The organism is Bacillus sp. ISL-45, from assembly GCF_018613195.1.
Classification (GTDB): domain Bacteria; phylum Bacillota; class Bacilli; order Bacillales; family Cytobacillaceae; genus Mesobacillus.
The window spans coordinates 448,409-471,974 of sequence record NZ_JAGGQQ010000004.1 but is presented as its reverse complement, the minus strand read 5'-3'; the positions used below and the strand labels follow the sequence as shown (position 1 = coordinate 471,974).

Genomic DNA, 23,566 nt, shown 5'->3' with positions numbered 1-23,566 from the left:
TATATCATTTGTGACTAGAATTTCAATTAAAATTTTGAAATAATAACATATTTTCTAAGCAGGTGAGAAGATGGAATTTCCACAATCAGATTTACTGAAAAGCCTGCCCAAGCAATTTTTTGCTTCACTGGTGCAAAAGGTGGGCGCTTATACAAAAAAAGGGGCAGACATAATAAATCTGGGGCAGGGGAACCCTGACCAGCCGACTCCACAGCACATTGTTGAAAGGTTGAAGCAAGCTGCGGATAATCCGGTTAACCATAAGTATTCGCCTTTCAGGGGTTTTCGCTCGTTAAAAGAAGCAGCAGCAGCGTTTTATAAAAGAGAATATGGGGTCGATCTTAATCCGGAAGAGGAAATTGCCATCCTATTCGGGGGTAAAGCCGGTCTCGTAGAAATACCTCAATGCCTGTTGAATCCTGGGGACACAATTCTCGTTCCAGATCCCGGCTATCCTGACTACTGGTCTGGAGTCGAGATTGCCAGGGCAAAGATGGTGACCATGCCACTCCGTGAAGAAAATGACTTTCTGCCTGATTATGATGAGTTAAGCTCAGATCAATTGGATAAAGCAAAGCTGATGTTCCTCAACTACCCAAATAATCCTACAGGTGCAGTGGCTGATAAAGAATTTTTTGATCAGACAATCGAGCTGGCACGTAAAAATGAAATTTGTGTAGTACACGATTTTGCTTATGGAGCGATTGGCTTTGACGGGAACCGCCCGCAAAGCTTTTTACAGTCCGAGGATGCAAGGGAAGTGGGGATCGAGATCTATACATTGTCAAAAACATATAATATGGCTGGATGGCGTGTTGGCTTTGCGGCAGGGAACAAGAGTGTAATAGCCGCAATCAACTTGCTCCAGGACCATATGTATGTCAGCTTGTTTGGTGCTGTGCAGGAAGCTGCAGCAGAAGCTTTGCTGGGATCGCAAGAATGCGTTGCTGAACTGAATGATTTATATGAATCTAGAAGAAACGTACTTATTGACGGTCTTACAAAAATTGGCTGGGAGGTGACTGCTCCAAAAGGCTCATTTTTTGCCTGGCTGAAGGTTCCAGAACCATTCACTTCAGTTGAATTCGCGGATTTCTTGCTGGAAAAAGCACACATAGCAGTTGCGCCAGGTGTAGGGTTTGGTGAGCATGGCGAGGGTTTTGTGAGGGTTGGCTTGCTGACTTCGGAAGAAAGATTGCATGAAGCAGTTGGCAGGATTGAAAGCTTGGAAATATTCAAAAAAAATAGTTGACATTGATTTACGAACCTGACATAATCCTAATTAACAAATTCACTTTAACCAATTAAATAACTTGATTAAATTATTTTCTTATCAAGAGCAGGCGGAGGGACGAGCCCGATGAAGCCCGGCAACCGATCCAGCATTTAGCTGGGCACGGTGCTAATTCTTGCAGCGAAAGCTGAAAGATGAGAAGAGTTTAGTGTATTTTCTAACCTCTTCTTTGTGAAGAGGTTTTTTTATGCCCAAAATAATAATGGGTCCACAAGTAATGAAAGGATTGATCCTCATGAGTGAAATTACAGCGACATATATAATCCATGATGCTAAACATAACCCGGAGATAAAAGCAGAGGGAATCGCGCTTGGGCTGACGGTAGGGTCCTGGACTGATTTGCCGGAACTGGATCAAAAACAATTGAGAAAACATAAGGGGAGAGTGGTTTCTGTTGAAGGTTCAAGTAAGGACAACAATTCAGAGACAGTGGCATCAATCAAAATCGCTTACCCTGCTCTCAATTTTTCTCCAGACCTGCCAGCCATTCTTACAACAGTTTTTGGAAAACTATCGCTTGATGGCAAGGTAAAACTTATCGATCTGGAATTTGGAGATGAATTAAAGAAAGACTTTCCGGGTCCGCGTTTTGGAATTGAAGGAATCAGGAGCAAGCTTGGTGTTTATGATCGTCCATTGCTAATGAGCATCTTCAAAGGTGTCATCGGACGTGATATGGACTTTCTGCTAAAACAGCTTAAAGAACAAAGCCTTGGTGGTGTTGATCTGATCAAGGACGATGAAATACTGTTTGAAAATGAGCTTACACCTTTTGAAAAAAGGATCGCTCTTGGTAAAGAGGTCCTTGAAGAAGTATATGAATCTACTGGGCACAGAACCTTATATGCTGCCAATCTAACAGGAAGAACCTTACAGTTGAAGGACAAAGCAAGAAAAGCGGCTGAACTTGGAGCCGACGCACTGTTGTTCAATGTGTTTGCCTATGGCCTGGATGTTTTACAGGAACTAAGGGAAGATGATGAAATCGGCATCCCAATCATGGCTCACCCTGCAGTAAGCGGTGCGCTGACATCGGCTGATGAATATGGTTTTTCACATTCTTTGCTTCTGGGAAAATTACTCCGCTATGCCGGGGCTGACTTCTCGCTGTTCCCGTCACCTTATGGAAGTGTGGCACTCGAAAAGCAGCAGGCGTTATCAATAGCCGAGGCACTGACTGCTGAGGATCAATTCACAAGGACATTCCCGGTTCCATCAGCAGGCATTCATCCTGGAATGGTACCGCTGCTTATAAAAGATTTCGGTGTGGATTCAATCATAAATGCTGGTGGAGGGGTCCATGGACATCCTCGTGGAGCACAGGGCGGCGGGAAGGCATTCAGACAGGCAATTGATACCGTACTTCAAGGAAAAACACTTGAAGAAGGCGCACTTGAGCATGATGAGTTGAAAGCTGCTATTGCTCTTTGGGGTTCGTCAGAGGCGGTGGCAAAGTGAGTCAGCCAGTGATTTTTTGTGACTTTGACGGAACAGTAACCGAAAAGGATAATATCATAGCGATCATGAAGGAATTCGCGCCTGATGGCTGGGATGAAATAAAAGAAGCGGTGCTTGACCGCAGTATTTCAATCAGGGAAGGAGTAGGGAAAATGTTTTCCCTCCTTCCGGTCTCCAAGAAGGAAGAAATTATTCAGTTTGCTAAAGAGAAGGCTAGGATCCGTCCGGGTTTTCAGGAGTTTCTTGATTTTGCCCATGAAGAAGGAATTCCTGTTTACATCGTCAGCGGCGGTATTGACTTTTTTCTCGAACCAATCATTGAACCATTCGGACCGATAACAGGCATCTACTGCAACGGTTCAGATTTTTCCGGCGAAACAATAAAAATTGAATGGCCAAACAGCTGCGATGATCAGTGTTCAAATGATTGCGGCTGCTGCAAACCAACAATCATGAGAAGATTAGAACAAAGCGATGCTTATAAAATCGTCATCGGGGATTCCGTAACAGATTTGGAAGCTGCCAAAAAAGCAGATCTTGTACTGGCTAGAGATTACTTGAAGGATAAATGCGAAGAGTGGGAAATCGCATATAGACCATTTGAAACGTTTTATGACTGTATTGAAGCTCTTAAAACTGAGACAGGGGTGAGAGGATGAGCATTTTAGAAGGTAAGTGGGAAGAATTGGCGGATGTAAAGACTGAACTGGCAGAGCGTGACTGGTTTATGGGAACGAGCGGCAACCTGGCGATCAAAGTGAACAACGAGCCGGTACAATTCCTTGTAACGGCAAGCGGGAAAGATAAGAGGAAAAGAACGGACGAGGACTTTTTGCTGGTTGACCAATTTGGCCGGCCGGTTGAGGATACCCATTTAAAGCCATCAGCTGAGACGCTGCTCCATGTTGAGGTATACAAAAGGACAAATGCTGGCTGCAGCCTCCATGTCCATACAATTGATAATAATGTCATCTCCGAGGTCTATGGAGACAGGGGCGAGGTGCAATTCCAGGGGCAGGAATTGATCAAGGCTTTCGATATTTGGGAGGAAGATGCTGTCCTTAAGATTCCGATAATTCCGAATTATGCACATATACCAACCCTGGCTAAAGCATTTTCAGAGCACGTTAAAGGGGATACAGGTGCGGTCTTGATCCGTAACCATGGAATCACTGTGTGGGGAAGGAACGCTTTTGAAGCAAAGAAAATTCTTGAGGCCACTGAATTTTTATTCCGCTACCAGTTAAGGCTGCTCGAACACAAACCATTCCAATTGTTCAAGGTGGTTTAACTCAGGATCATTAAAGCAGATTTCATTAAAAGATAAAAGACATTATAAAAGGGAGAGATTCACATGGCATATATTGTAAAACAAAGTACAAAGGAAAGAATCGTTGATGAGCAGCAGCTAGAAGCATTTCTGAACGCACAGGAAGTTATCTATGAAAAGTGGGATATCAATAAGCTGCCATCAAACCTTCAGGAGAAGTTCCTGTTGACCGACGAGGAAAAACAGCAAATCCTCGGCGCATTCCAAGCTGAGATTGAAGACATTTCAGAACGCAGAGGCTACAAGGCACAGGATGTCATTTCACTGTCAGACAATACACCGAATCTTGACCAGCTGCTTGCGAATTTTAAGCAGGAACATCATCATACAGATGATGAAGTAAGATTCATCGTAAGCGGTCATGGAGTGTTTGTCATCCAGGGTAATGACGGAGAATTTTTTGAAGTGTTCCTGAATCCTGGAGACTTGATTTCAGTCCCTGAAAATACACGTCATTATTTCACTCTTCAGGATGATCGCCAGGTAGTTGCGGTAAGAATTTTCGTGACAACTGAAGGCTGGGTGCCAATTTACGAAGAGGAAAAAGTCAGCCAGTAATCATAACGAACTGCAAACTTTGTCGAAGTAAATTTTTTTGGCCGTGAATATTGTCTTATTTTGCGAATCTATTTACATTGATCCTAGCATTTGCCATAATTCTTCAAGTAATCTATTTATTTTATTAAGCAATTAAAGTAGTAGAGGAGATATAGAAGTGTATCAATCGCAAAATGCTTTGTTGAAGGAAATTGATCGCGTTAGGGAATTGATGGTGGCTTCTGCACTGGAAACTGGATATACAAGTGCTGAAACAGTACGTCGCAGCCAGGAACTTGACACTCTGATTTACGAATATCAATCATTGTGCAGGGAGACGGAGCTGCAGCGGAAAAAAACAAGAATCCTTTTCAGACAGATGATCCTGCTTACAAAGAAACAATATATTTTATCACATGCATGATAACATTCAGACATATGGGGAAAATTAGCCACTGCCAATAAACCGGCGGTGGCTAAAATATTTTTATAAGAAAATCATGATAAAAATACAGATGATAAATGGATTACTCGAGGACAATTCATCTGGCAATTCTTGTAGGCGTTTGTGAAAAAATTTAACAATTTGCTCAAATTTTCACGATAATATATATTTGTGTGATTTTTATCATATTTTTATAGGCTTATTTTATATATTTTTAACATAGATAGCTTCTTATCATCAATCTGCTAACGCACCTCATCATTAACTTTCATTCATTTTACAGTTGACTCGATTATGTTTTTAATTGTTTTACCTCATTTTTCACCAAAGAATATTACCTATGTTATCTACTTTTTTAATTGTTGGTACTATGCATGTAATACGATTCATATATCGTACTACATAGCATTTTATTTATATAAGGCTGTGTGAAAAGTGACTAACATGTTTCGTCATAAAATAATGCACATAAGCCTTTATTACAGCTGTTTTCATCATACTCGTTTTCTGCAGGGTCTATAGCCAGCTGAACAGGAGGATTTTTCTTGGTATCAAAAATTCCTTCCTTATTAAATTTCCCTCATTTTAAAGAAAACGATTTTAAAACGAAAACAGCTAAAAGTAACCGCTTACAAATTAATAGTTTTACATTTTGAGGAGGGGAATAGAGAGAATGCACATTGTCGTATGTGTCAAGCAAGTGCCCGATACAAAAATCATCAAAATCAATCCTAAGACCAATACTCTGGACAGGCGAAGCGCACCAGCCATTTTGAATCCATATGATGCTCACGCTGTACAGGAAGCAGTCAAAATCAGGAATAAAACGGGAGGAACAATTTCGGTTCTTTCAATGGGACCGCCACAGGCTGTCGCTGTTATTAAAAAAAGTGTTGAAATTGGCGCAGACCGTGGATACCTGATCTCAGACAGAGCATTTGCTGGAGCAGATACCCTTGCTACAAGCTATGCACTCTCTAAAGCGCTTGAAAAAATTTCGAAGGATAATCCGATAGACTTGGTCATCTGTGGAAAGCATGCGATTGATGGTGATACAGGACAAGTAGGACCAGGGATTGCACGCAGGCTTGATATACCGCCAATCACGAATGTTATTGAAGTTTCCGAGGTTAATAAGGAAAAAAAATATGTTCACATCAAGCGTAAGCAAATCGATGGCTACGAGGTACTTGAATCGCAGCTTCCTTGCCTGCTGACTGTTGAAAAAGAGATTAATGACATAGAGTATGCACCGCTGCCAAATATGATCAATGCAGCTCGATATGAACCGGTCATCTGGTCAGTGAATGATCTTGAGGATGTTGACAAGACCCAATTGGGTTTAAAAGGATCTCCAACGATTGTCGGCAAGATGTTCAGCCCGCCAAAACTTGAAGGCGGAAAAAGGATTGAAGGCAATCCTGATTCTCAAGTTGAGCAGCTTATGGGCGTTTTAATGGAAAGAAAAGATTTATTGAAATTAAAAACAGCCAACTCTTGATTCGATTTTAAAGGGGGAATAGCAGGATGGAAGAAAACCAGGGAGTCTGGGTATTCATTGAAGTAAATGATGGGAAAATCGAAGGAGTTTCACTGGAATTGCTGGGTGCGGGAAGGAAGCTTGCAGACAAGCTGGAAGTTCCGCTTGCCGGAGTCATGCTAGGGGAAGGAGTCATGCCTTTAGCAAATGAAGTGATTTATGCTGGTGCAGATCAAGTGTATGTCGTGGACCATCCGGTTCTTAAAGATTATCGGACTGAGTCATATATGAAGGGTGTCTGTATACTGGCTGAAAAATATAAGCCGGAAATCTTCCTATATGGAGCAACACCAAATGGAAAAGACCTGGCGAGTGCAGTTGCAACGGATTTAAGTACCGGTTTGACAGCTGATACAACGATGCTCGATGTCGATGTTGAAAAAAGGCTGCTAGAAGCAAGCCGCCCTGCATTCGGCGGAAATATAATGGCCACGATCCTTTGTAAAAATCACAGGCCGCAAATGGCTACAGTACGCCCTAAGGTGATGAAAGCCCTCGAACTGGATGAAGACAGGAAGGGAGTCATCATCGAAGAAGTGTTAGAACTTCGCGAAGAGGATATGCGCACAAAAGTGCTTAAAATTGTGAAGGATGTAACAAAAAAAGCAAGCCTTGCCGAAGCCCATGTTATCGTGGCTGGCGGAAAAGGTTTAGGCGATATCCAGGGTTTCCAGCTAATTCATGAGTTAGCGGAAGTGATTGGTGCAAGTGTGGGAGGTACAAGAGATGTCGTTGAGGCAGGATGGCTGAAGCATGAGCAGCAAATTGGCCAGACTGGCGAGACCGTGACTCCGAAAATCTATTTTGCAATCGGTATTTCAGGGGCAATCCAGCATGTCGAGGGAATGAAAAACTCTGAGCTGATCATTGCCATCAATAAGGATCCGAACGCTCCTATATTCGATGTGGCCACATATGGCATTGTCGGGGATGCTATGGAAATTGTACCGAAACTGATCAAGCAGTTCAAAGAGCTCAGCAAAGAGAAGGGCGGGGAAATGAGCTATGTCTGAAAAATTTGATGTAATCGTCGTAGGAGCCGGCCCTGCTGGAACGTCATGTGCCTACAACTGTGCCAAAAACGGACTGAAAGTATTGTTGATAGAGCGCGGTGAATACCCAGGATCAAAGAACGTCATGGGCGGTGTTCTCTACCGTAAACAAATGGAGGATATCATTCCGGAGTTCTGGAAAGAAGCTCCTCTCGAAAGGCCGGTTGTTGAGCAGCGATTTTGGATGATGGATAAAGAATCGGTTGTCCAGTTTGGCTACAAAGGTCTCGAATGGGCGGCTGAACCATATAATAACTTTACAGTACTGCGTGCACAGTTTGACCAATGGTTCGCACAGAAAGCTGTCGAACAGGGTGCATTGTTGATTAATGAAACAGTTGTTACTGAATGCATCGTAGAAAATGGCAAGGTTATAGGGGTTCGTACCGATCGCCCTGATGGAGAGGCATTTGCGGATGTTGTCGTGCTTGCAGACGGCGTAAACTCCCTGCTTTCCAAGCAACTTGGCTTCCACAGGGAATTCCGCCCTGATGAAGTTGCCCTGACGGTTATGGAGGTCATCAATCTGCCGAAAGATAAAATCAATGATCGCTTCAATCTTGAAGGAAATCACGGAACTACGATTGAGATTTTCGGTGATTCAACACAAGGCAATCTTGGCACCGCCTTCCTTTATACAAACAAGGAAAGCTTGAACATCGGGGTAGGAACTACACTGTCAAGCATGATCAAAGCCAAATTGAAGCCATATGAGCTGCTTGATTATCTGAAAAAACATCCAATGGTTCGTCCTTATCTAGAGGGAGGGGAGTCAGCAGAGTACCTGGCCCACTTAATCCCTGAAGGAGGATTCAATTCCGTGCCAAGGGTTGCCGGAAACGGTGTGCTTGTAGTCGGGGATGCTGCCCAGCTGGTTAATGCCATTCACCGTGAGGGCTCGAACATGGCGATGGCTTCAGGCCAAATGGCTGCAGAAGCCATCGTTGAAGCCAAAAAAGACGGCGACTTCAGTGAGAGCAGCCTGAATCGCTATAAGGAAGCCTTGTTCGGAAGCTTCATCATTAAAGACCTTGAAAAATATAAGGATGCAGCACATACCTTTGAGACATACCCGCAGTATTTCAAGGAATATCTGCCAATGATGAACAAAGCAATGAGCAAATTCTTCACAGTAGATGGAACACCTAAGAGAGAGAAACAAAAGGAAATAATGCGAAGCGTTACGGCTGAAAAAGGAACCTTTAAGGTCATGCAAGACATCTATCGTGCCTGGAAGGCGGTGAAATAATGTCAACGACAAACATCGAGGAAAAACAATTTCTTTTAAGGTTTAAGTGTGACACAAAATCACATCTGACAGTTTTGGACCATGACGTCTGCATGACGCAGTGCCCTGACAAACTTTGTACCGTATTCTGCCCGGCTGAAGTGTACAAGTGGGAAGGGAAAAGGATGCAGGTAGGATATGAGGGCTGTCATGAATGCGGCAGCTGCCGGATCGGGTGCCCTTACCAGAATATCAAATGGGAATATCCAAAAGGCGGACACGGAATCGTATTCAGGCTTGCCTGATGATTAAGAAAAAAAAGCGCAAGCGCCAGGTTCAACCCCGACAAGCGCTGCCCGCCTATAACGCCACGTCCCCCTAAAACGCTAACGCTTCTCGCAAGATACTCGAGAAGCATATTCATGGATGAAAGCTGGCTAGGCGCTGGAGCTGGATTAAGACACCCAGATGCAGTTATCCACAGAAAAATGCTTTTAAAATTTCCTACACAACAGAAAGAGACAGGCGGATAGATTATCGCCGGTCTTTTTGTTGTTTTAGTATGCCTAATAATGAGTGAGAATGGAAGGGTAAATGAATGAAGCGGACTGGGAGAAGGAAAAGGAATATAAACAAACTGATGCGGATAAAAGAGAAATTACTCAACAAGCTAACCATCAACAATTGTTCTATATTCATCATATGTAAGTTAATTCACAAATGGGTTCAAAAAAAGGTGAAGCTCTCAAGAGAGGGATAAATGAGGGGGGTTAACTGATTTTTTCTTGCTGGCGCAATGCGTGAAGCTGATCACGGAGGATCTCTTTTTCTATATTTCGCGATGCCTCCACAGCATCATCAAAACGGTCATACAGAGTTGACGCATAAACTGGTTTGCCTGCATCATAAATTCCAGAGGAATCTGATTTGTATATAGCCACATTCCAATTGTAGAATTCACTGCCATCTTTCTGGTGCCCTTGAAGCCCAATCAGTAAATGGGTATGCAGCATGTCAGGATGGATGTCGAGGAAAGCCTTCCTGTCGCTAAGCCCTGCTGGCACAAGTGACTTTTGATAAAAATCCCGGTAAAAATTATTCTGCAAGGTAAAATCACTCCTTTTCCATTAAGCTATAACTTTATTATATGTAAGGGTTGATAATATTTGAAGGAGAATTGTTAAAATTTTTCGAAGTTTTAACAAAGTGTCATTTTTCCTTCACATTTTCTTAAATAAATCAAAATTGTGATGCCTATCACAACCGGGAATCCGATTGCTTTCTATAATCAAATTATAAAAGATATAGGAGGCCGATTGATATGACAGGTTGTATAAGCGGTATAAACCAAGATTCAAGTTTTACATTAAGTGCAGGTCTTCAGCAATTGAAAAATGAACATCCGCCATTATTGGAGAAGCTTGCGAATCTCTTGGATATTTCACTGAAAATTGAAGAAGGGGAGCAAATGGCGGAGAATTTCTCAAGGCTGAGAGAAAGGGTCATTGAGTTCCTTGCTGAGCTGGAGCCGCATTCGGATCGAGAGGAAGGCGTACTGTTTGAGATGATGGCAGCTTATATTGGAAGAGAAATGGGACCCATTGCGGTTATGGAATATGAACATGATCAGGCAAAACGATTCATTGGAACCTTCCTCCATAACACAAAGGATGGCACGACAGGTTTTACAAATGAGAAAATGATTGAAAATGCCCAGTTGATAAAAAATGCAAACTACACTTTAGTGAGCCATTTTGCTAAAGAAGAAAGCATTCTGTTCCCAATGGCGGAGAATATGTTCAGCGATGAAGAAAAGCAGGAGCTGGCAGAGCGTATTAAATTGATTTAATAGCATGCAACGTCTCTGTCCGCTCGGTAAGCAGACAATTCCGGTGAAATACAGCCTAAAAAAGGGTGAAGCCCTCAAAGCTTCACCCTTTCTGTATATAATTAAGCTTCTGTAATCGTAACAAGCTTAATGTCTTTTGTATCGAATTTATAAAAAACATTATCTTCTCCAGTGAACTCGATCAGCCCCTCTTGATCTTTCGCATCCTGGATGGCTTCTGAAATGTTTTCTACCTCGATTGGACGTGAAACTTTAAAATCTTTTTCAAAAAAATAGTTAATCTTAAATTTAGACATGTCGATCTCCCTTCTTTTTATCCTCACTTTCTTTTTTTCCTTAACAGAAGTATGTCTAAACATAAAAATGTAAATGGAATATTTTAATTTTCACTTCTGATGCTTAGTTGTTCCATTCAGCCAGCTTTTCATCTGTTGGAAGGAACATGGTCAGAATTCCAAGCAAGGGAAGGAATCCGACACAGATGATCATCAAGGACAATCCAATCAAGTCGGCAAGGTATCCTAGTCCGACAGAACCAATGGCACCCATACCGAATGCGAGACCTACTGTAAGGCCAGCCATCGTACCGATTTTACCCGGAACGAGCTCCTGGGCATATACAACAGTAACTGAAAAGCTCGACATCAGAATAAAACCGCTTACCGTCAGCAGAACAAACGCAATTGTATATGGCATAAATGGGATAATTGCGGACAATGGAGCAGTTGCAATCATAGAAAGAAATATGATGTTTTTCTTTCCAAAACGGTCTGCCAGCGGGCCTCCGAAAAAAGTACCGAACGCACCGGCAACAAGGAAAGCAAACAGGAATATTTGTGCCTCCGTAATCGAAAGGCCATATTTATCGATTGCATAAAACGCGTAAAAATTCGTCATGCCCGAAATATACCAGGACCGGGCAAAAATCAGAAATAGTATCAGAACGAGCGCCATTTTAATATTTTTTGAGATTCCCTTGCCGACTTGTACGCTTGCTTTCCTGGCTTTGGCGGCCAATTTTTCATAATCCAATCTACGGCTGTACCAGGCTGCGATATATAAGAGCAGACCAACGGCTATGGCCGCTACTAATGTAAACCAAACTGCTCCGAATTGACCGAGCGGTACGAGGATAAGTGCTGTAATCAGCGGGGCAAGTGCCTGCCCGGAATTGCCGCCGACCTGGTATATGGACTGTGCCAATCCCCTGCGCGGACCGGCTGCCATATAGGCTACACGGGAACCTTCAGGATGGAAAACAGCTGACCCAAGTCCAATGAATAAAACGGAAAGAATAACAAACTCAAAACTCGAAGCAAATGCAAGGCCAAGAACCCCAAACATTGTCGAGGTCAAACCCAGCGGCAGGGCATAAGGCACTGGCTTTTTGTCTGTTGCCATTCCAATCAAAGGCTGGAGGATGGAAGAGACAATATTCAAAGAAAAAGCGATCATCCCTAATTGGGTAAATGAAAGACCCATCGATTTTTCAAGGATCGGGAACATCGCGGGAATGACGGATTGAATAGAATCATTCAGTAAATGTACTAATCCAATGATGAAGAGTATTTTATACGCTGTATCATTTTGGTTCTGCGGTTTTGCTCTGACGGCGGCAGCTGATTGGCTCATGAGTGTCTCCTTCTGAAAAAAAATATTTCGGTTTCCTACATATCATTTTACAAAAAAAGTCACGAGATAAAAATAGCTTTTCTGCTGAAAAATATGTTCTAATATAATTTAGAAAATACAGATTATTACCGAGGGGGAAATTTGAATGGAAAAAGCCGTGAGTTCATTGATGAACCAGGAGATTTTAAATGATTTTCTGGATCGGTTTGGCTTGGAGAGGGAAGTGAAAAAACTTGGTGATTTTGAGAATTATGTTTTTGAAACATATAGAAATGGTCATCCATATATCATGCGGCTCACACACAGTTCCCACCGGAGCAAGGATGAGGTTTTATCCGAATTGGACTGGATAAGACATCTAAACAACCAAGGTCTGTCTGTTCCGGAAGTTTTCCCCTCCAAAAACGGACTTTTGGCAGAAGAAATTCTGGCAGAAGATAGAAGCGAATTTTATGGTTGTTTATTTGCTAAAGCGCCAGGTGCTGCAGTCAGTGTGCGGTCAGAAAAATTCAATGAAGAGTTGTTCGAAAAATGGGGAGAAACGACAGGAAGGATGCATCAAGCCACAAAATCTTATAAGCCATCTGAAGACATAAAAGCACGCAGCAGCTGGGATGAGGACGAACTTTTATCAGTTGAAAAATATTACCCTTCTGACGAGAGGGTATTAGTAGAAAACGCCAAAGAAGTGATTGCCGCAATTTCCGTGCTTCCGATAAATATGAATAATTACGGTATCATCCATACTGACATCCACTCAGGGAATTTTTTTTATGATGGAGAACAAATTCATGTTTTTGATTTTGATGATGCGAGTTACCACTGGTTCGCCTCAGATATCGCAATCCCTCTGTACTATTCTATCCTTTACCGGATCCCTGCCAGCGAGGAAGAAGAGCGAAACCGTTTTGGGAAAGTATTTCTGAATGCTTTTATCGAAGGGTATCAAAAAGCGAACCTGCTGCCAGACGGCTGGAAGAAACAAGTCCCATTGTTCCTGATGCTTCGTGATATTGTACTGTACGCAGTTCTCCATAAAAAAATCGCCCCAGAGGATAGGGACGAAAAATTGAAGGGTATGATGGATGAAATCGCAGTTAGGATTAGGAGCAAGCAGCCGATTGTGAATATTGGTTAACTAGAGTATCTTAGTATAGACAAAAAACACCAGAGCAATCGCGCTCTGGTATTTTGTCAATTTACCAACCACGGCTGGCACCGCCGCCTCCGGATGAACCGCCGCCGCCTCCTCGAGGTCCGCCGCCACCGCCGCCTCTCGATATAATCGAAAGCAGCAGGTAGGTTAGGGTCCCGCCGAAGAACATAAAATCGAGGACAATGACGCCAATTACGATGATGACGAGCAGCCATGATGGTATTGGCAGGTCTTGCTGCTGAACATCACGGGGTCCACTGCCGAATTCATTTGTACCTGATACCTCGTTGGCAAGCGCCTGATACGTATTCATGACAGCAAGGTTAGGCTGGCCATTTTGTAAATGTGGAATGGCATATTCATCAAGGATGCGTCCAGCTTTGCCATCAGGGACGATTCCTTCAAGTCCATATCCGACTTCAATCCTGATTTTCTTTTCCTGCATGGCTATCACTAGCAGAACGCCGTTATCATTTTCCTTCGTTCCAAGCCCGAATTTACGGTAAGCTTCGACAGAGTATTCCTCAATGCTTGACTCGCCGATTGAGTCTACAGTAAGGACAGCAATCTGAGAAGTAGTCTGATCGTCAATCGACCTTCCAATATTTTTTAACTGTATTTTCTCGTTTTCGCTTAAAACATTGGCGAAGTCCTGGACATATATATCCCCAACTGGTGCAGGTATCTCATTTTGTGCGGCGATTGCCCCGGTGGGAAGCAGCAATAGGAGGAAGCCAAGTATTGCCGCCAGGCCAGGGAACCTACTTATGCTCATCTTCAGCCTCCAAAGTCAACCTCGGGGGCTTCCTGTGCCCGAGGGTCCGCCTTGAAGTATTCCTTTTCGTCGAAACCTGTTATGTTAGCGATGAGTGCACCTGGGAATTGCTTTACTTTCCTGTTATAAACGGATACCTGATCATTGTAATCCTTTCTTGCCACAGCCAGTCTATTTTCCGTACCGGCAAGCTCATCCATCAACTGGGTGAACTGCCTATCCGCTTTCAGGTTTGGGTAGTTTTCAACAACGACAAGCAAGCGGCTTAAGGCACCGGACAATTCGGCATTAGCAGTTGCCTGTTCTTCCGGCGTATTCGCCCCTGCTAATGTTGCGCGAGCATCTGATATGGATTGGATTACTTCTTTTTCATGAGCTGCATATCCCTTGACCGAATTGACAAGGTTTGGGATGAGGTCAAGTCTACGCTGAAGCTGGTTCTCTACCTGGGCATATGCCTGATTGACATTCTCTTCCTCGGCAACGAAGTTATTATAGCTGCCAACTCCCATCATGATGAAAATTCCTAGTAAGACTAATAAACCAATGACAATTCCTAATCCTTTTTTCACTCTAGCCACTCCAAATTCTTAGTTGTTTGGTGATGCCCGTATTTTTCCCTCATTTGTGAGGGTTTTAAACTTATAGCTGAGGATATTCTCTTTTGCTTTGGCTCTTTCTCAAACTTTGTTGCTATTGACTACAAAATAAGATTGAATGACCTATGTTTCTTCAAAAAATTAAAGCTAATGATGAGAAAAGAGCTTGCACACTTAATTCGTACTACAAAATGGCTTTTGATCACGTTAAAATCGGCTTTAGGATTTTAACAACAATCTTTACGAAAACAGCCTTATGAAAACAGCCTTTGCTTTAGAGGAATGGTTCCTCTGGAAGGACTTTATTTAGTTTTTCAGATAAAATTAAGGGAAATACTGATAAAAACAACAAATTCAGATATACTCTAGTTATGGATTAGTCGTTTAAGGTAAAGGAATGAAATTGTATGAACAATGAGACAGAAAAATCTTTGAAGTTATTCATTGTATTGTCCAGAGCGTACAGGGCTGTCAATGAGAAGGTGAACAAGGTCATCCAAAGAAATGGACTGAACCCGACAGAATTTGCTGTTTTAGAGCTTTTATACCACAAAGGCGAACAGCCGTTGCAGCAAATAGGGGGAAAGATCCTGCTGGCAAGCGGCAGTATTACCTATGTAGTCGATAAGCTTGAAGAAAAAGGCTATTTAAATCGGGTAGCCTGTCCAAAAGATCGAAGAGTCACCTATGCGAAAATTTCCGATGATGGAAGAAAACTAATAGAAGAAATCTTTCCTGAACACAGCGCGTTGATCCACGAACTTATGGACAGCCTGAATGATGATGAAAAAGACTCAGCGATTGAGTTGCTAAAAAAGCTGGGCCTTTCTGTAAGCAAATATTAAAAACGGCATATGCCGTTTTTTTATTGTTTTTTTCAGAAAAACTTATGGAAAGTGCCAGGTATAAAAAGGGATAAAGGGAATATTCGTAGAATAGGAAAGGGATGGGGATAATACTTCCCTTATAAAGATAAAGGGGGCAATACCGTGAATTTCGAGCAATATACATATACTCGCCCGAATTTGGATGAAGTCACCGCCAAATTCGATAAACTGCTTGAACAATTTAAAAATGCTGGTTCTGTTGAGGAGCAAAGCACAGCCATGAATGGGATCAATGATTTGCGGAATGATGTTGGCACCATGTTCAACCTATGCTATATCCGCCATTCAATCGATACCGAGGATGAATTCTATAAGGAAGAACAGGATTTCCTGGATGAACTGGCGCCGCAGGTGGAGGGTTTGGTGACAAAATATTATGAAGCACTTGTTTCCTCTTCTTTTCGCGATGAACTTGAAGCCAAATGGGGACGACAGCTTTTCGCTCTTGCCGAAGCACAATTAAAGCAGTTTTCACAGGAGATCGTTCCTTTGATGCAAAAGGAAAATAAGCTTTCAACTGAATATACAAAGCTTGTTGCTTCTGCAAAAATCATGTTTGAAGGTGAAGAGCGAACCCTCGCGCAGCTTGATCCTTTCACCGAATCTAAAGATCGCGAAACAAGAAAGAAAGCAAGTGAAGCAAAATTTGCATTCTTTTCTGGGCATGGAGAAGAGTTTGACCGTATTTATGATGATCTTGTTAAAGTCAGGACAGAAATGGCCCATAAGCTTGGCTACAGCAACTTTGTAGAGCTGGCATACTACCGCATGTTCCGTACTGACTATGACAGCAGCATGGTAGCGGCATTCAGGGACCAGGTCCATAAATACATTGTTCCGGTCGCCTCGAAGCTTAAGGAACGTCAAAAGAATCGTATAGGAGTCGGGGAATTAAAGTACTATGATGAGCCATTCGATTTCAAAACCGGTAATGCCGCTCCAAAGGGAAGTCCTGAGTGGATCATTGAAAATGGACAGCAAATGTATGAGGAGCTATCTTCTGAGACAGGTGAATTTTTCCGCTACATGAATGAAAACAATCTGATGGACCTGGTCGCGAAGAAAGGGAAAGCAGGCGGAGGCTATTGCACATACATTGAAAATTATAAGTCACCATTCATCTTCTCAAATTTTAATGGAACTTCTGGTGATATCGATGTCCTGACACATGAAGCAGGCCATGCCTTCCAGGTATATTCAAGCCGTCATTTTGAGATTCCGGAATATAACTGGCCTACTTATGAGGCTTGTGAAATCCACTCGATGAGCATGGAATTCTTCACATGGCCATGGATGGAACTATTTTTCAAAGAGGATACTGATAAATATAAATTCTCGCATCTAAGCAGTGCGCTGCTATTCCTGCCATACGGAGTTTCTGTCGATGAATTCCAGCACTGGGTTTATGAGAATCCTGAAGCTACACCTGCAGAAAGAAAGCAGCAATGGCGTGAGATCGAGAAGAAGTATCTTCCGCATAAAGACTATGACGGAAACACTTATTTAGAAGCAGGCGGATTCTGGCAGCGACAAGGCCATATCTATAATTCACCTTTCTACTATATCGATTACACGCTTGCGCAGATTTGTGCTTTCCAATTCTGGAAGCGTTCAAGAGAAAACCAGGCAGAAGCATGGAAAGACTATGCTAACCTGTGCAAGCTGGGAGGAAGCATGGCTTTCACTGACCTAGTTAAGGAAGCAAACCTGATTTCTCCATTTGAAGAAGGATGCGTCCAGTCAGTAATTGGTGAAATCGAGAGCTGGCTTGATTCAGTTGACGACAGTAAGCTGTAAAAAAAGAATCGTGGCAATTTCAGGCTGCAGACAAACGATAAGAATCGGTTTGTCTGCAGTTTTTTATTTAATTTTTTAATTTTCATTAATGGATTCAGTATCATTCGTCCGAACGGTACCCTTATGGAGGCGGGAAAGCTTGCATAAGGGTACGATTCGACCGGAACGGTAGCCTTATGGAGGCGGGAAAGCTTGCACAAGGGTATCATTCGGCCGGAACGGTACCCTTATGAGAGTGGATATACTTGTAGAAGGGTATCTTTCAAATTTAAATCTTATTAAAAAAGCCCGCATCTTCATGCGGGCTTCATCATTATAAGCTGCGTTCTTTTTTCACCTGTCTGAAGAAAAAAACCTCATAAATAACAGGGATCAGGATCAACGTCAACAGGGTGGAGGAGGTGAGCCCTCCAATTACGGTTACTGCCAGCCCTTTTGAGATCAGGGTGCCAGATGAAGTAGTGAGAGCCAATGGAATCAATGCAGCGATCGTAGCAAAGGCCGTCATCAGGATTGGCCGCAGCCTCGTGATTCCTGCTTCAACAAGCGCCTCGCGGATAGGCATTCCTTTCTCTGTCCGGTTCTGGCCAATCCGGTCCACCATGACAATCGCATTGGTTGTAACAATCCCTATTAGCATCAGCAATCCAATCATGACGCTAACTGACATAGGTTCATCGGCAATCCATAGTCCAAGCAAGGAGCCGATTGGGACGAAAATCAAGGATGAGAGAATAATAATCGGAATCCTTGCCTGACCGAATGTGATCAGCATGGTCAAATACACAAGTCCGATGGCCACGATCATCGCAATTCCCAATTGTGTGAATGTTTCAACGGTCTCATCACTGCCGCCCCCGCCTTCAAGGGAAACATCATCAGGCAGTTCAATGTCATTTTGGACGCCATCTATAACGGCATTCGAAACAGCCCTGATATCATTTGAATCAATTTGTGCTGAAACGCGGGCGAATATCTTGCCATCTAATTTTTGGATCGAAGTGAATGCCTCCGTTTCAGTGATACTGGCTATTTCAGTGATCGGGACTGGTCCCTGTTGTGTGAAGATCACCGTATTCTTGAGATCCTCTATTGTTTCGGATTTTTCATCATAGGTTATGGAAACACGTCGTTCTTCACCGCCCAGTTTCATTAAACCAGCGTCTACGGGCTTCGTTTTATCAGTTATGGTACCAAGAACCTGGAACCCGGAAACCCCTAATTGAGCAGACTTTTCAGGGTCGATATCTACAATCACTTGCTTTTGTTTCTCAGAAAAATTGTTGGATACATATTTTAGGTCTTCCTGCTTCATCATGTAATCTTCTACCCTGGCAGCCGCGTCCTGCAAGACAGCCAAATCAGTAGAGTACAAGTCAATGTTGACATTATTATTAGATGGCGGACCGCCTGTGGATTGTTCCTGGATACCGATTTTGGCATCTGGCTCTATTGATAGAACGATATTTTCCATTTCTTTTTCTAGCTCAGGTATAAACTCGGAAACACTTACGCCATCTCCCAGACTGATAAAATAGTTCGCCTGGTTTTGTCGTTTGAGGCCGGTTTGGAAGTCCCGGCTGCCGATTCCAACGGTAACATCATTAATTTCTGTTTGTTCTGCGAACATGTTTTCGACCTTCAAAGATACTTCATTCGTTTTATCAAGTGAAGTAGAAGAAGGCAGCTGGAAAGTAGCCACCAGCAGTTTTTGCTCCTCGTTAGGAATGAACGTGAAACCAAGGCCTTTGACAAGGAATCCTGAACCCGCAAGCAGGGCAATCGAGAGGATGATGACTAGTGCCTTATGGTTCAATGACCATTTGATTGAAGGTGCATAGGCTTTTTGGAGCGCACCTTCTTTTTCTTCCTTAGGAACCTTCTTGAATGAGAATTTTGCCAGGATCGGGACGATTGTGACGGCTACGATTAATGATGCTAGCAAGGAAAAAACAATAGTCAAAGCGAATGGCAAAAAGAATTCCCCGGTAATTCCCCCGACAAGTCCTAACGGCAGGAATACAACAACCGTGGTTATGGTTGAGGATGTGATCGCCTTCAGAATTTCCTTAGTGGAATCCTGAATCAAATCATCTGTCATGTCTTTATTCGCTTTCCGGACTCTCCGGAAGATGTTCTCAATAACGACGATACTATCATCGACTACCCGGCCAACTGCTACTGCCATACCGCCAAGTGTCATGATGTTCAATGAAATATCAAGCTGGTTTAAAAAGATCGACGAAATCAATAACGAAAGCGGAATCGACACAATCGCAATGATTGTCGCCCTGAAGTTCCTGAGGAAGATCAGTACGGCGATCGAAGCAAACAGGGCTCCAAGCAAGCCTTCCTTAACCAAGGTATTGACCGACTTTTCAATTCCTTCTGCAGAATCGAAACCAATCGCGTATTCAAGCCGGTCGTCATAGCTGTTTATAACTGCCAGAACCTTCTCGGCAACTTCAACCGTATTGGCATCCTGCTTTTTCGTAATTGCCATCGATAAAGATTCTTTTTCATTGTAGCGGGTGATTTCCGGTTTCTCGGTTGCAACCTTAATTGAGGCAATATCCCCCAGTTTAACTTGCGGTGCATTAGGGGCGAATTTTGACTGCATCACCAGGTTTTCGAGTTCATTGATTTCTTCAATTTTTTCCTGGACCCTTACCGGCACTTGGATTTCGTTTTCATTCAAGTTGCCAGCTGGAAAGCTGAATTTTTTGGCATTGATACTTTCTTTAATTTCATTCAGGCTAAGCGCAAACTGGGCAGCCTTTTCCTGATCAACAGTAATCTGGAGGATCTCCTCAGTCATACCGCCAACTGAGACACTGTTGATTCCCTGGATTTTATTCAGTTCAGGGATAATTTCATCGTTCACAAGCTTTTCGAGGTCTTGATCTCCTTTTGCGAACAGAGAAATATTGAAAATTGGGAATGTGCCAAATGAAAAGCGGTTGACATTTGCTTCTACATTTTCAGGAAGTCCTGCCTCCTTGATGAAGGAATTGACCTGCTGTTCAGCATCATCCAATTCAGTATCGAAAGGGAATTCAAGATTGATGATTGCGATGCTTTCATAGGAAGAGCTCTGGATTTTCTTGAGTCCATCAATTCCTTTGAATTTAGTTTCCAGTTTTTCTGTCACTTGTTCATTGATATCCTGAGGCGATGCTCCCGGATAAATGACTTCAACAGAAAGCTGCGGGAACTCGATATTCGGCAGTAAGTCGACCTTCAGGCGAGTGAAGGAATACAGGCCTCCGAGTATTAACAAAAAGGAAATGATAAATACAGCAAAAGCATTTTTGAGACTGAATCTTGTGAGAAACCCCATAATTTTACCTCATTTCATTGGAAAAAGTTATGCTCTTATTCTATATGTCTTCTATGTATATTTCATTTTTAAACTGCTAAAATTATTATATATTTTCTTCTTGATTGGTCCGCGAGAACAACTAAACAAACACGGTTAACAAGTCTCTTTTAACGGGACGCTAGACTGATCATGTTAAAAAGTATAGAGGCAACCAAAGCTGTCAAGAAAATCACGTTTCCTTTAAGAGTTGTGCCATAGATCCAAAAACCGCTCTGCTGCCCACCAGGCAGCAAAGCGGTTTAACAGAAGATGAAAAAAAGAAGGTTCGGATCTGCTCCGAACCTTCGAGGTCGTTATTTTCGCTTAATCATGATTGCGTCATTTTCGATGACTGCTTTCAGTTCTACTGCACCCGGGTCTTCAAGGATGAAGTCGGCAATGGAGTCCTCGAGCTGCTGCTGGATGGAGCGGCGAAGAGGGCGTGCGCCAAATGCAGGATGGTATCCCAGCTCTGCAAGCTTATCCTTTACTTCATCCTCGACTTCAAGAGTGATGTTCTGCTCCGAAAGTGTATCCTTAAGTTCAGAAAGCATTAAGTCAACAATTTGAAGTAAATGTTCTTTTTCAAGTGCCTTGAACTCGATGATGCTGTCGAATCGGTTCAGGAATTCTGGCTTAAAGAAGCCTCCCAATGAATCCAGGATACTTGATTCGTTGACAGCTGTGCTCTGATCGAATCCTACTTTGATTGTTTTGTGACCGGCTCCGGCATTGCTTGTCATGATGATGACTGTGTCCTTGAAGCTTACAGTACGGCCCTGGCTGTCAGTCAGGCGGCCATCTTCAAGGATTTGCAGGAACATATGCTGGACGTCTGGATGTGCCTTCTCGATTTCATCCAGCAGAATAATGCTGTAAGGATTCCGCCTTATTTTTTCGGTCAGCTGGCCCGCTTCGTCGTGGCCTACATAACCAGGAGGTGATCCAATCAGCTTGGACACACTGTGCTTTTCCATATATTCACTCATGTCCAGTCTAACCATGGCATCTTTAGTGCCAAACAGCTCTTCTGCCAGCGTCTTTGTCAATTCTGTCTTACCGACACCAGTTGGTCCGACGAATAGGAAGGATCCAATCGGACGGTTTTTAGATTTCAGGCCTGCACGGCTGCGGCGGATTGCCTTGGCTACTCTCTGGACGGCATCTACTTGTCCGATTACCCTGCCATTAAGGTTTCCGACAAGATTCTTCATCCTTACTTGCTCGTCCTCCTGGAGTTTACCTACCGGAATTCCCGTCTTCTTTTCGATGATTTCCTGGATATGATGGACAGTGACCAAAGGACGTGCCGTATTGCCATTTTCATTTAATGCCTTTTCAAGCCTGGATTCCTCATCACGAAGCTTTGCAGCTGTTTCATAGTCTTCCTGTTTCAGGGCCTCTTCCTTTTCCTTTGCGATTTCAGCAAGGCGGTTTTCAGCATCGCTTTTATTTGTATAATCAGAAACAAGGTTAAGCTTAGAGCCAGCTTCGTCCATTAAATCAATCGCTTTGTCAGGAAGGAAACGATCCTGGATATAACGGTGTGAAAGCTGTACACATGCCTTGATTGTTTCTTCCGAAAAGGATACCTGATGGAAATCTTCGTACTTCGACTGAATTCCCTTCAGGATTTCCACAGCCTCGTCCACTGTCGGTTCCAATACATGTACTGGCTGGAAGCGTCTTTCGAGCGCCGCATCCTTTTCAATTTTGCGATATTCCTTCAGAGTTGTTGCACCGACTACTTGGAGCTCACCGCGGGCGAGTGCTGGCTTCAGGATATTGCCGGCATCCATTGATCCTTCAGCAGACCCTGCACCAACAAGCTGGTGAATTTCATCAATAAACAGAATGATATTTTTGCGAGCCTGTAATTCAGAAATGAGCTGTTTCATTCTTTCCTCGAATTGCCCGCGGATACCTGTGTTCGAAACCATTGAAGCGACATCTAACAAATAGACTTCCTTGCTTTTCAGCTTATCCGGCACATCGCCTTCAACAATCTTAAGAGCGAGTCCTTCAGCGATGGCAGTCTTACCTACGCCTGGTTCGCCAATCAGCACAGGATTATTTTTATTCCTTCTATTTAAAATCTCGATGACTCGTTTTACTTCTTCGTCTCGTCCTATTACCGGGTCAATCAAACCGGTTTTTGCGATTTGGGTGAGGTTTCTCCCAAATTGATCGATGAAGCCATTTCCACCGCCAGCAGTTTTCGCAGCACCAGATGAATGGTTATGATCAGGGTTTTGATTATTCATATTGCCTGAAAACTGTTTGAACATATCATTAAAAGGCGAGCCTCCAAAGTCTTGAAAACCAGGCATCTGGCTGCCAAAGGAAGCACCTAATCTTTCTTTTTCTTTTTTGTAGCAATCTTCGCAGAGCATTAAATGCTTCTGATTACCGTTTAAATTTACTCTCAATTGGATATTAGCGTTTTTCTCATGGCAATTTTGGCAAAGCATTTAAATTCCTCCTTCAAAAAGTTAATTCTTATATATGATCAATTATAATCATTCTTGACTTTGACTAACTTTGATCAATTTAACTTTATTATACTTTGACCTTTTTTGACTTTCAAGATATTTGCCTATGGTAATTTTTAGTAGAGATTGTGTT

Annotated in this window: 21 protein-coding genes and 1 riboswitch; of the genes, 14 read left to right on the top strand and 7 right to left on the bottom strand. The window is 42.9% G+C overall.

Going from position 1 to position 23,566, the window contains the following annotated elements; all coding sequences use genetic code 11:
• The first annotated feature begins 70 nt into the window (after positions 1–70).
• The 10 genes from J7E35_RS05180 (at position 71) to J7E35_RS05135 (ending at position 9,190) form a co-directional block, all read left to right on the top strand.
• On the top strand, positions 71–1,252 hold the full coding sequence (locus J7E35_RS05180) for a pyridoxal phosphate-dependent aminotransferase (RefSeq protein WP_214777564.1): 1,182 nt from the start codon (positions 71–73) through the stop codon (positions 1,250–1,252).
• A 75-nt stretch (positions 1,253–1,327) separates the two neighbouring features.
• A riboswitch (SAM riboswitch) is annotated at positions 1,328–1,435 on the top strand.
• Positions 1,436–1,529: 94 nt separating this feature from the next.
• Positions 1,530–2,753 carry a 2,3-diketo-5-methylthiopentyl-1-phosphate enolase gene (mtnW, locus tag J7E35_RS05175; RefSeq protein ID WP_214777749.1) on the top strand — a complete coding sequence of 408 codons (1,224 nt, stop codon included), beginning with the start codon at positions 1,530–1,532 and terminating at the stop codon, positions 2,751–2,753.
• On the top strand, positions 2,750–3,412 hold the full coding sequence (locus J7E35_RS05170; protein ID WP_214777562.1) for a 2-hydroxy-3-keto-5-methylthiopentenyl-1-phosphate phosphatase: 663 nt from the start codon (positions 2,750–2,752) through the stop codon (positions 3,410–3,412). The genes mtnW and J7E35_RS05170 overlap by 4 nt, the downstream gene beginning before the upstream one ends.
• Entirely contained in the window at positions 3,409–4,044 is a 636-nt protein-coding gene (locus J7E35_RS05165) for a methylthioribulose 1-phosphate dehydratase (protein ID WP_214777560.1), read from the top strand. The genes J7E35_RS05170 and J7E35_RS05165 overlap by 4 nt, the downstream gene beginning before the upstream one ends.
• Before the next feature lie 63 nt (positions 4,045–4,107).
• Positions 4,108–4,641, top strand: a complete 534-nt coding sequence (locus tag J7E35_RS05160; RefSeq protein WP_214777558.1) for a 1,2-dihydroxy-3-keto-5-methylthiopentene dioxygenase — start codon at positions 4,108–4,110, stop codon at positions 4,639–4,641.
• Positions 4,642–4,798: 157 nt separating this feature from the next.
• Complete coding sequence (locus J7E35_RS05155) at positions 4,799–5,044, top strand: aspartyl-phosphate phosphatase Spo0E family protein (RefSeq protein ID WP_353049982.1); 246 nt, start codon at positions 4,799–4,801, stop codon at positions 5,042–5,044.
• Positions 5,045–5,738: 694 nt separating this feature from the next.
• Entirely contained in the window at positions 5,739–6,566 is an 828-nt protein-coding gene (locus tag J7E35_RS05150; RefSeq protein ID WP_214777557.1) for an electron transfer flavoprotein subunit beta/FixA family protein, read from the top strand.
• Positions 6,567–6,592: 26 nt separating this feature from the next.
• The gene (locus J7E35_RS05145; protein ID WP_214777555.1) at positions 6,593–7,618 is read left to right on the top strand and encodes an electron transfer flavoprotein subunit alpha/FixB family protein; all 1,026 of its coding nucleotides are present in this window, start codon (positions 6,593–6,595) and stop codon (positions 7,616–7,618) included.
• The gene (locus tag J7E35_RS05140) at positions 7,611–8,906 is read left to right on the top strand and encodes an FAD-dependent oxidoreductase (protein ID WP_214777553.1); all 1,296 of its coding nucleotides are present in this window, start codon (positions 7,611–7,613) and stop codon (positions 8,904–8,906) included. The genes J7E35_RS05145 and J7E35_RS05140 overlap by 8 nt, the downstream gene beginning before the upstream one ends.
• Positions 8,906–9,190 carry a ferredoxin family protein gene (locus tag J7E35_RS05135; RefSeq protein WP_023615122.1) on the top strand — a complete coding sequence of 95 codons (285 nt, stop codon included), beginning with the start codon at positions 8,906–8,908 and terminating at the stop codon, positions 9,188–9,190. Before J7E35_RS05140 ends, J7E35_RS05135 begins: the two co-directional genes overlap by 1 nt.
• A 465-nt stretch (positions 9,191–9,655) precedes the next feature.
• Here J7E35_RS05135 and J7E35_RS05130 read toward each other — a convergent pair whose 3' ends face one another.
• The gene (locus J7E35_RS05130; protein WP_214777551.1) at positions 9,656–9,991 is read right to left on the bottom strand and encodes a hypothetical protein; all 336 of its coding nucleotides are present in this window, start codon (positions 9,989–9,991) and stop codon (positions 9,656–9,658) included.
• A 215-nt stretch (positions 9,992–10,206) separates the two neighbouring features.
• Between J7E35_RS05130 and J7E35_RS05125 the strand changes: the two genes are divergently transcribed.
• Positions 10,207–10,734, top strand: coding sequence for a hemerythrin domain-containing protein (locus tag J7E35_RS05125; protein WP_214777550.1), 528 nt, complete (start codon positions 10,207–10,209; stop codon positions 10,732–10,734).
• A gap of 101 nt (positions 10,735–10,835) precedes the next feature.
• Here J7E35_RS05125 and J7E35_RS05120 read toward each other — a convergent pair whose 3' ends face one another.
• Positions 10,836–11,030 carry a hypothetical protein gene (locus J7E35_RS05120; protein ID WP_214777548.1) on the bottom strand — a complete coding sequence of 65 codons (195 nt, stop codon included), beginning with the start codon at positions 11,028–11,030 and terminating at the stop codon, positions 10,836–10,838.
• 103 nt (positions 11,031–11,133) lie between these two features.
• The gene (locus tag J7E35_RS05115; RefSeq protein ID WP_214777546.1) at positions 11,134–12,366 is read right to left on the bottom strand and encodes an MFS transporter; all 1,233 of its coding nucleotides are present in this window, start codon (positions 12,364–12,366) and stop codon (positions 11,134–11,136) included.
• Positions 12,367–12,511: 145 nt separating this feature from the next.
• Between J7E35_RS05115 and J7E35_RS05110 the strand changes: the two genes are divergently transcribed.
• Positions 12,512–13,504, top strand: a complete 993-nt coding sequence (locus J7E35_RS05110; RefSeq protein WP_214777544.1) for a phosphotransferase enzyme family protein — start codon at positions 12,512–12,514, stop codon at positions 13,502–13,504.
• 61 nt (positions 13,505–13,565) lie between these two features.
• Here the strand turns inward: J7E35_RS05110 and J7E35_RS05105 are convergent, their stop codons facing one another.
• Positions 13,566–14,297, bottom strand: coding sequence for a TPM domain-containing protein (locus J7E35_RS05105; RefSeq protein WP_214777542.1), 732 nt, complete (start codon positions 14,295–14,297; stop codon positions 13,566–13,568).
• A gap of 2 nt (positions 14,298–14,299) precedes the next feature.
• Entirely contained in the window at positions 14,300–14,869 is a 570-nt protein-coding gene (locus J7E35_RS05100) for a LemA family protein (RefSeq protein ID WP_214777540.1), read from the bottom strand.
• Between the two features lie 434 nt (positions 14,870–15,303).
• Here J7E35_RS05100 and J7E35_RS05095 point away from each other — a divergent pair, with 434 nt between their 5' ends.
• Together J7E35_RS05095 and J7E35_RS05090 are read left to right on the top strand one after the other, a co-directional pair.
• Positions 15,304–15,741: a MarR family winged helix-turn-helix transcriptional regulator gene (locus J7E35_RS05095; protein ID WP_214777538.1), complete on the top strand. Its 438-nt coding sequence runs from the start codon at positions 15,304–15,306 to the stop codon at positions 15,739–15,741.
• A 144-nt stretch (positions 15,742–15,885) separates the two neighbouring features.
• A complete protein-coding gene (locus J7E35_RS05090) occupies positions 15,886–17,580 on the top strand; it encodes a M3 family oligoendopeptidase (RefSeq protein WP_214777536.1) in 1,695 nt (564 codons plus the stop codon).
• Between the two features lie 313 nt (positions 17,581–17,893).
• Here J7E35_RS05090 and J7E35_RS05085 read toward each other — a convergent pair whose 3' ends face one another.
• On the bottom strand, positions 17,894–20,920 hold the full coding sequence (locus J7E35_RS05085; RefSeq protein WP_214777534.1) for an efflux RND transporter permease subunit: 3,027 nt from the start codon (positions 20,918–20,920) through the stop codon (positions 17,894–17,896).
• Positions 20,921–21,255: 335 nt separating this feature from the next.
• Positions 21,256–23,412 carry an ATP-dependent Clp protease ATP-binding subunit gene (locus J7E35_RS05080; protein ID WP_214777532.1) on the bottom strand — a complete coding sequence of 719 codons (2,157 nt, stop codon included), beginning with the start codon at positions 23,410–23,412 and terminating at the stop codon, positions 21,256–21,258.
• Positions 23,413–23,566 lie beyond the last annotated feature (154 nt).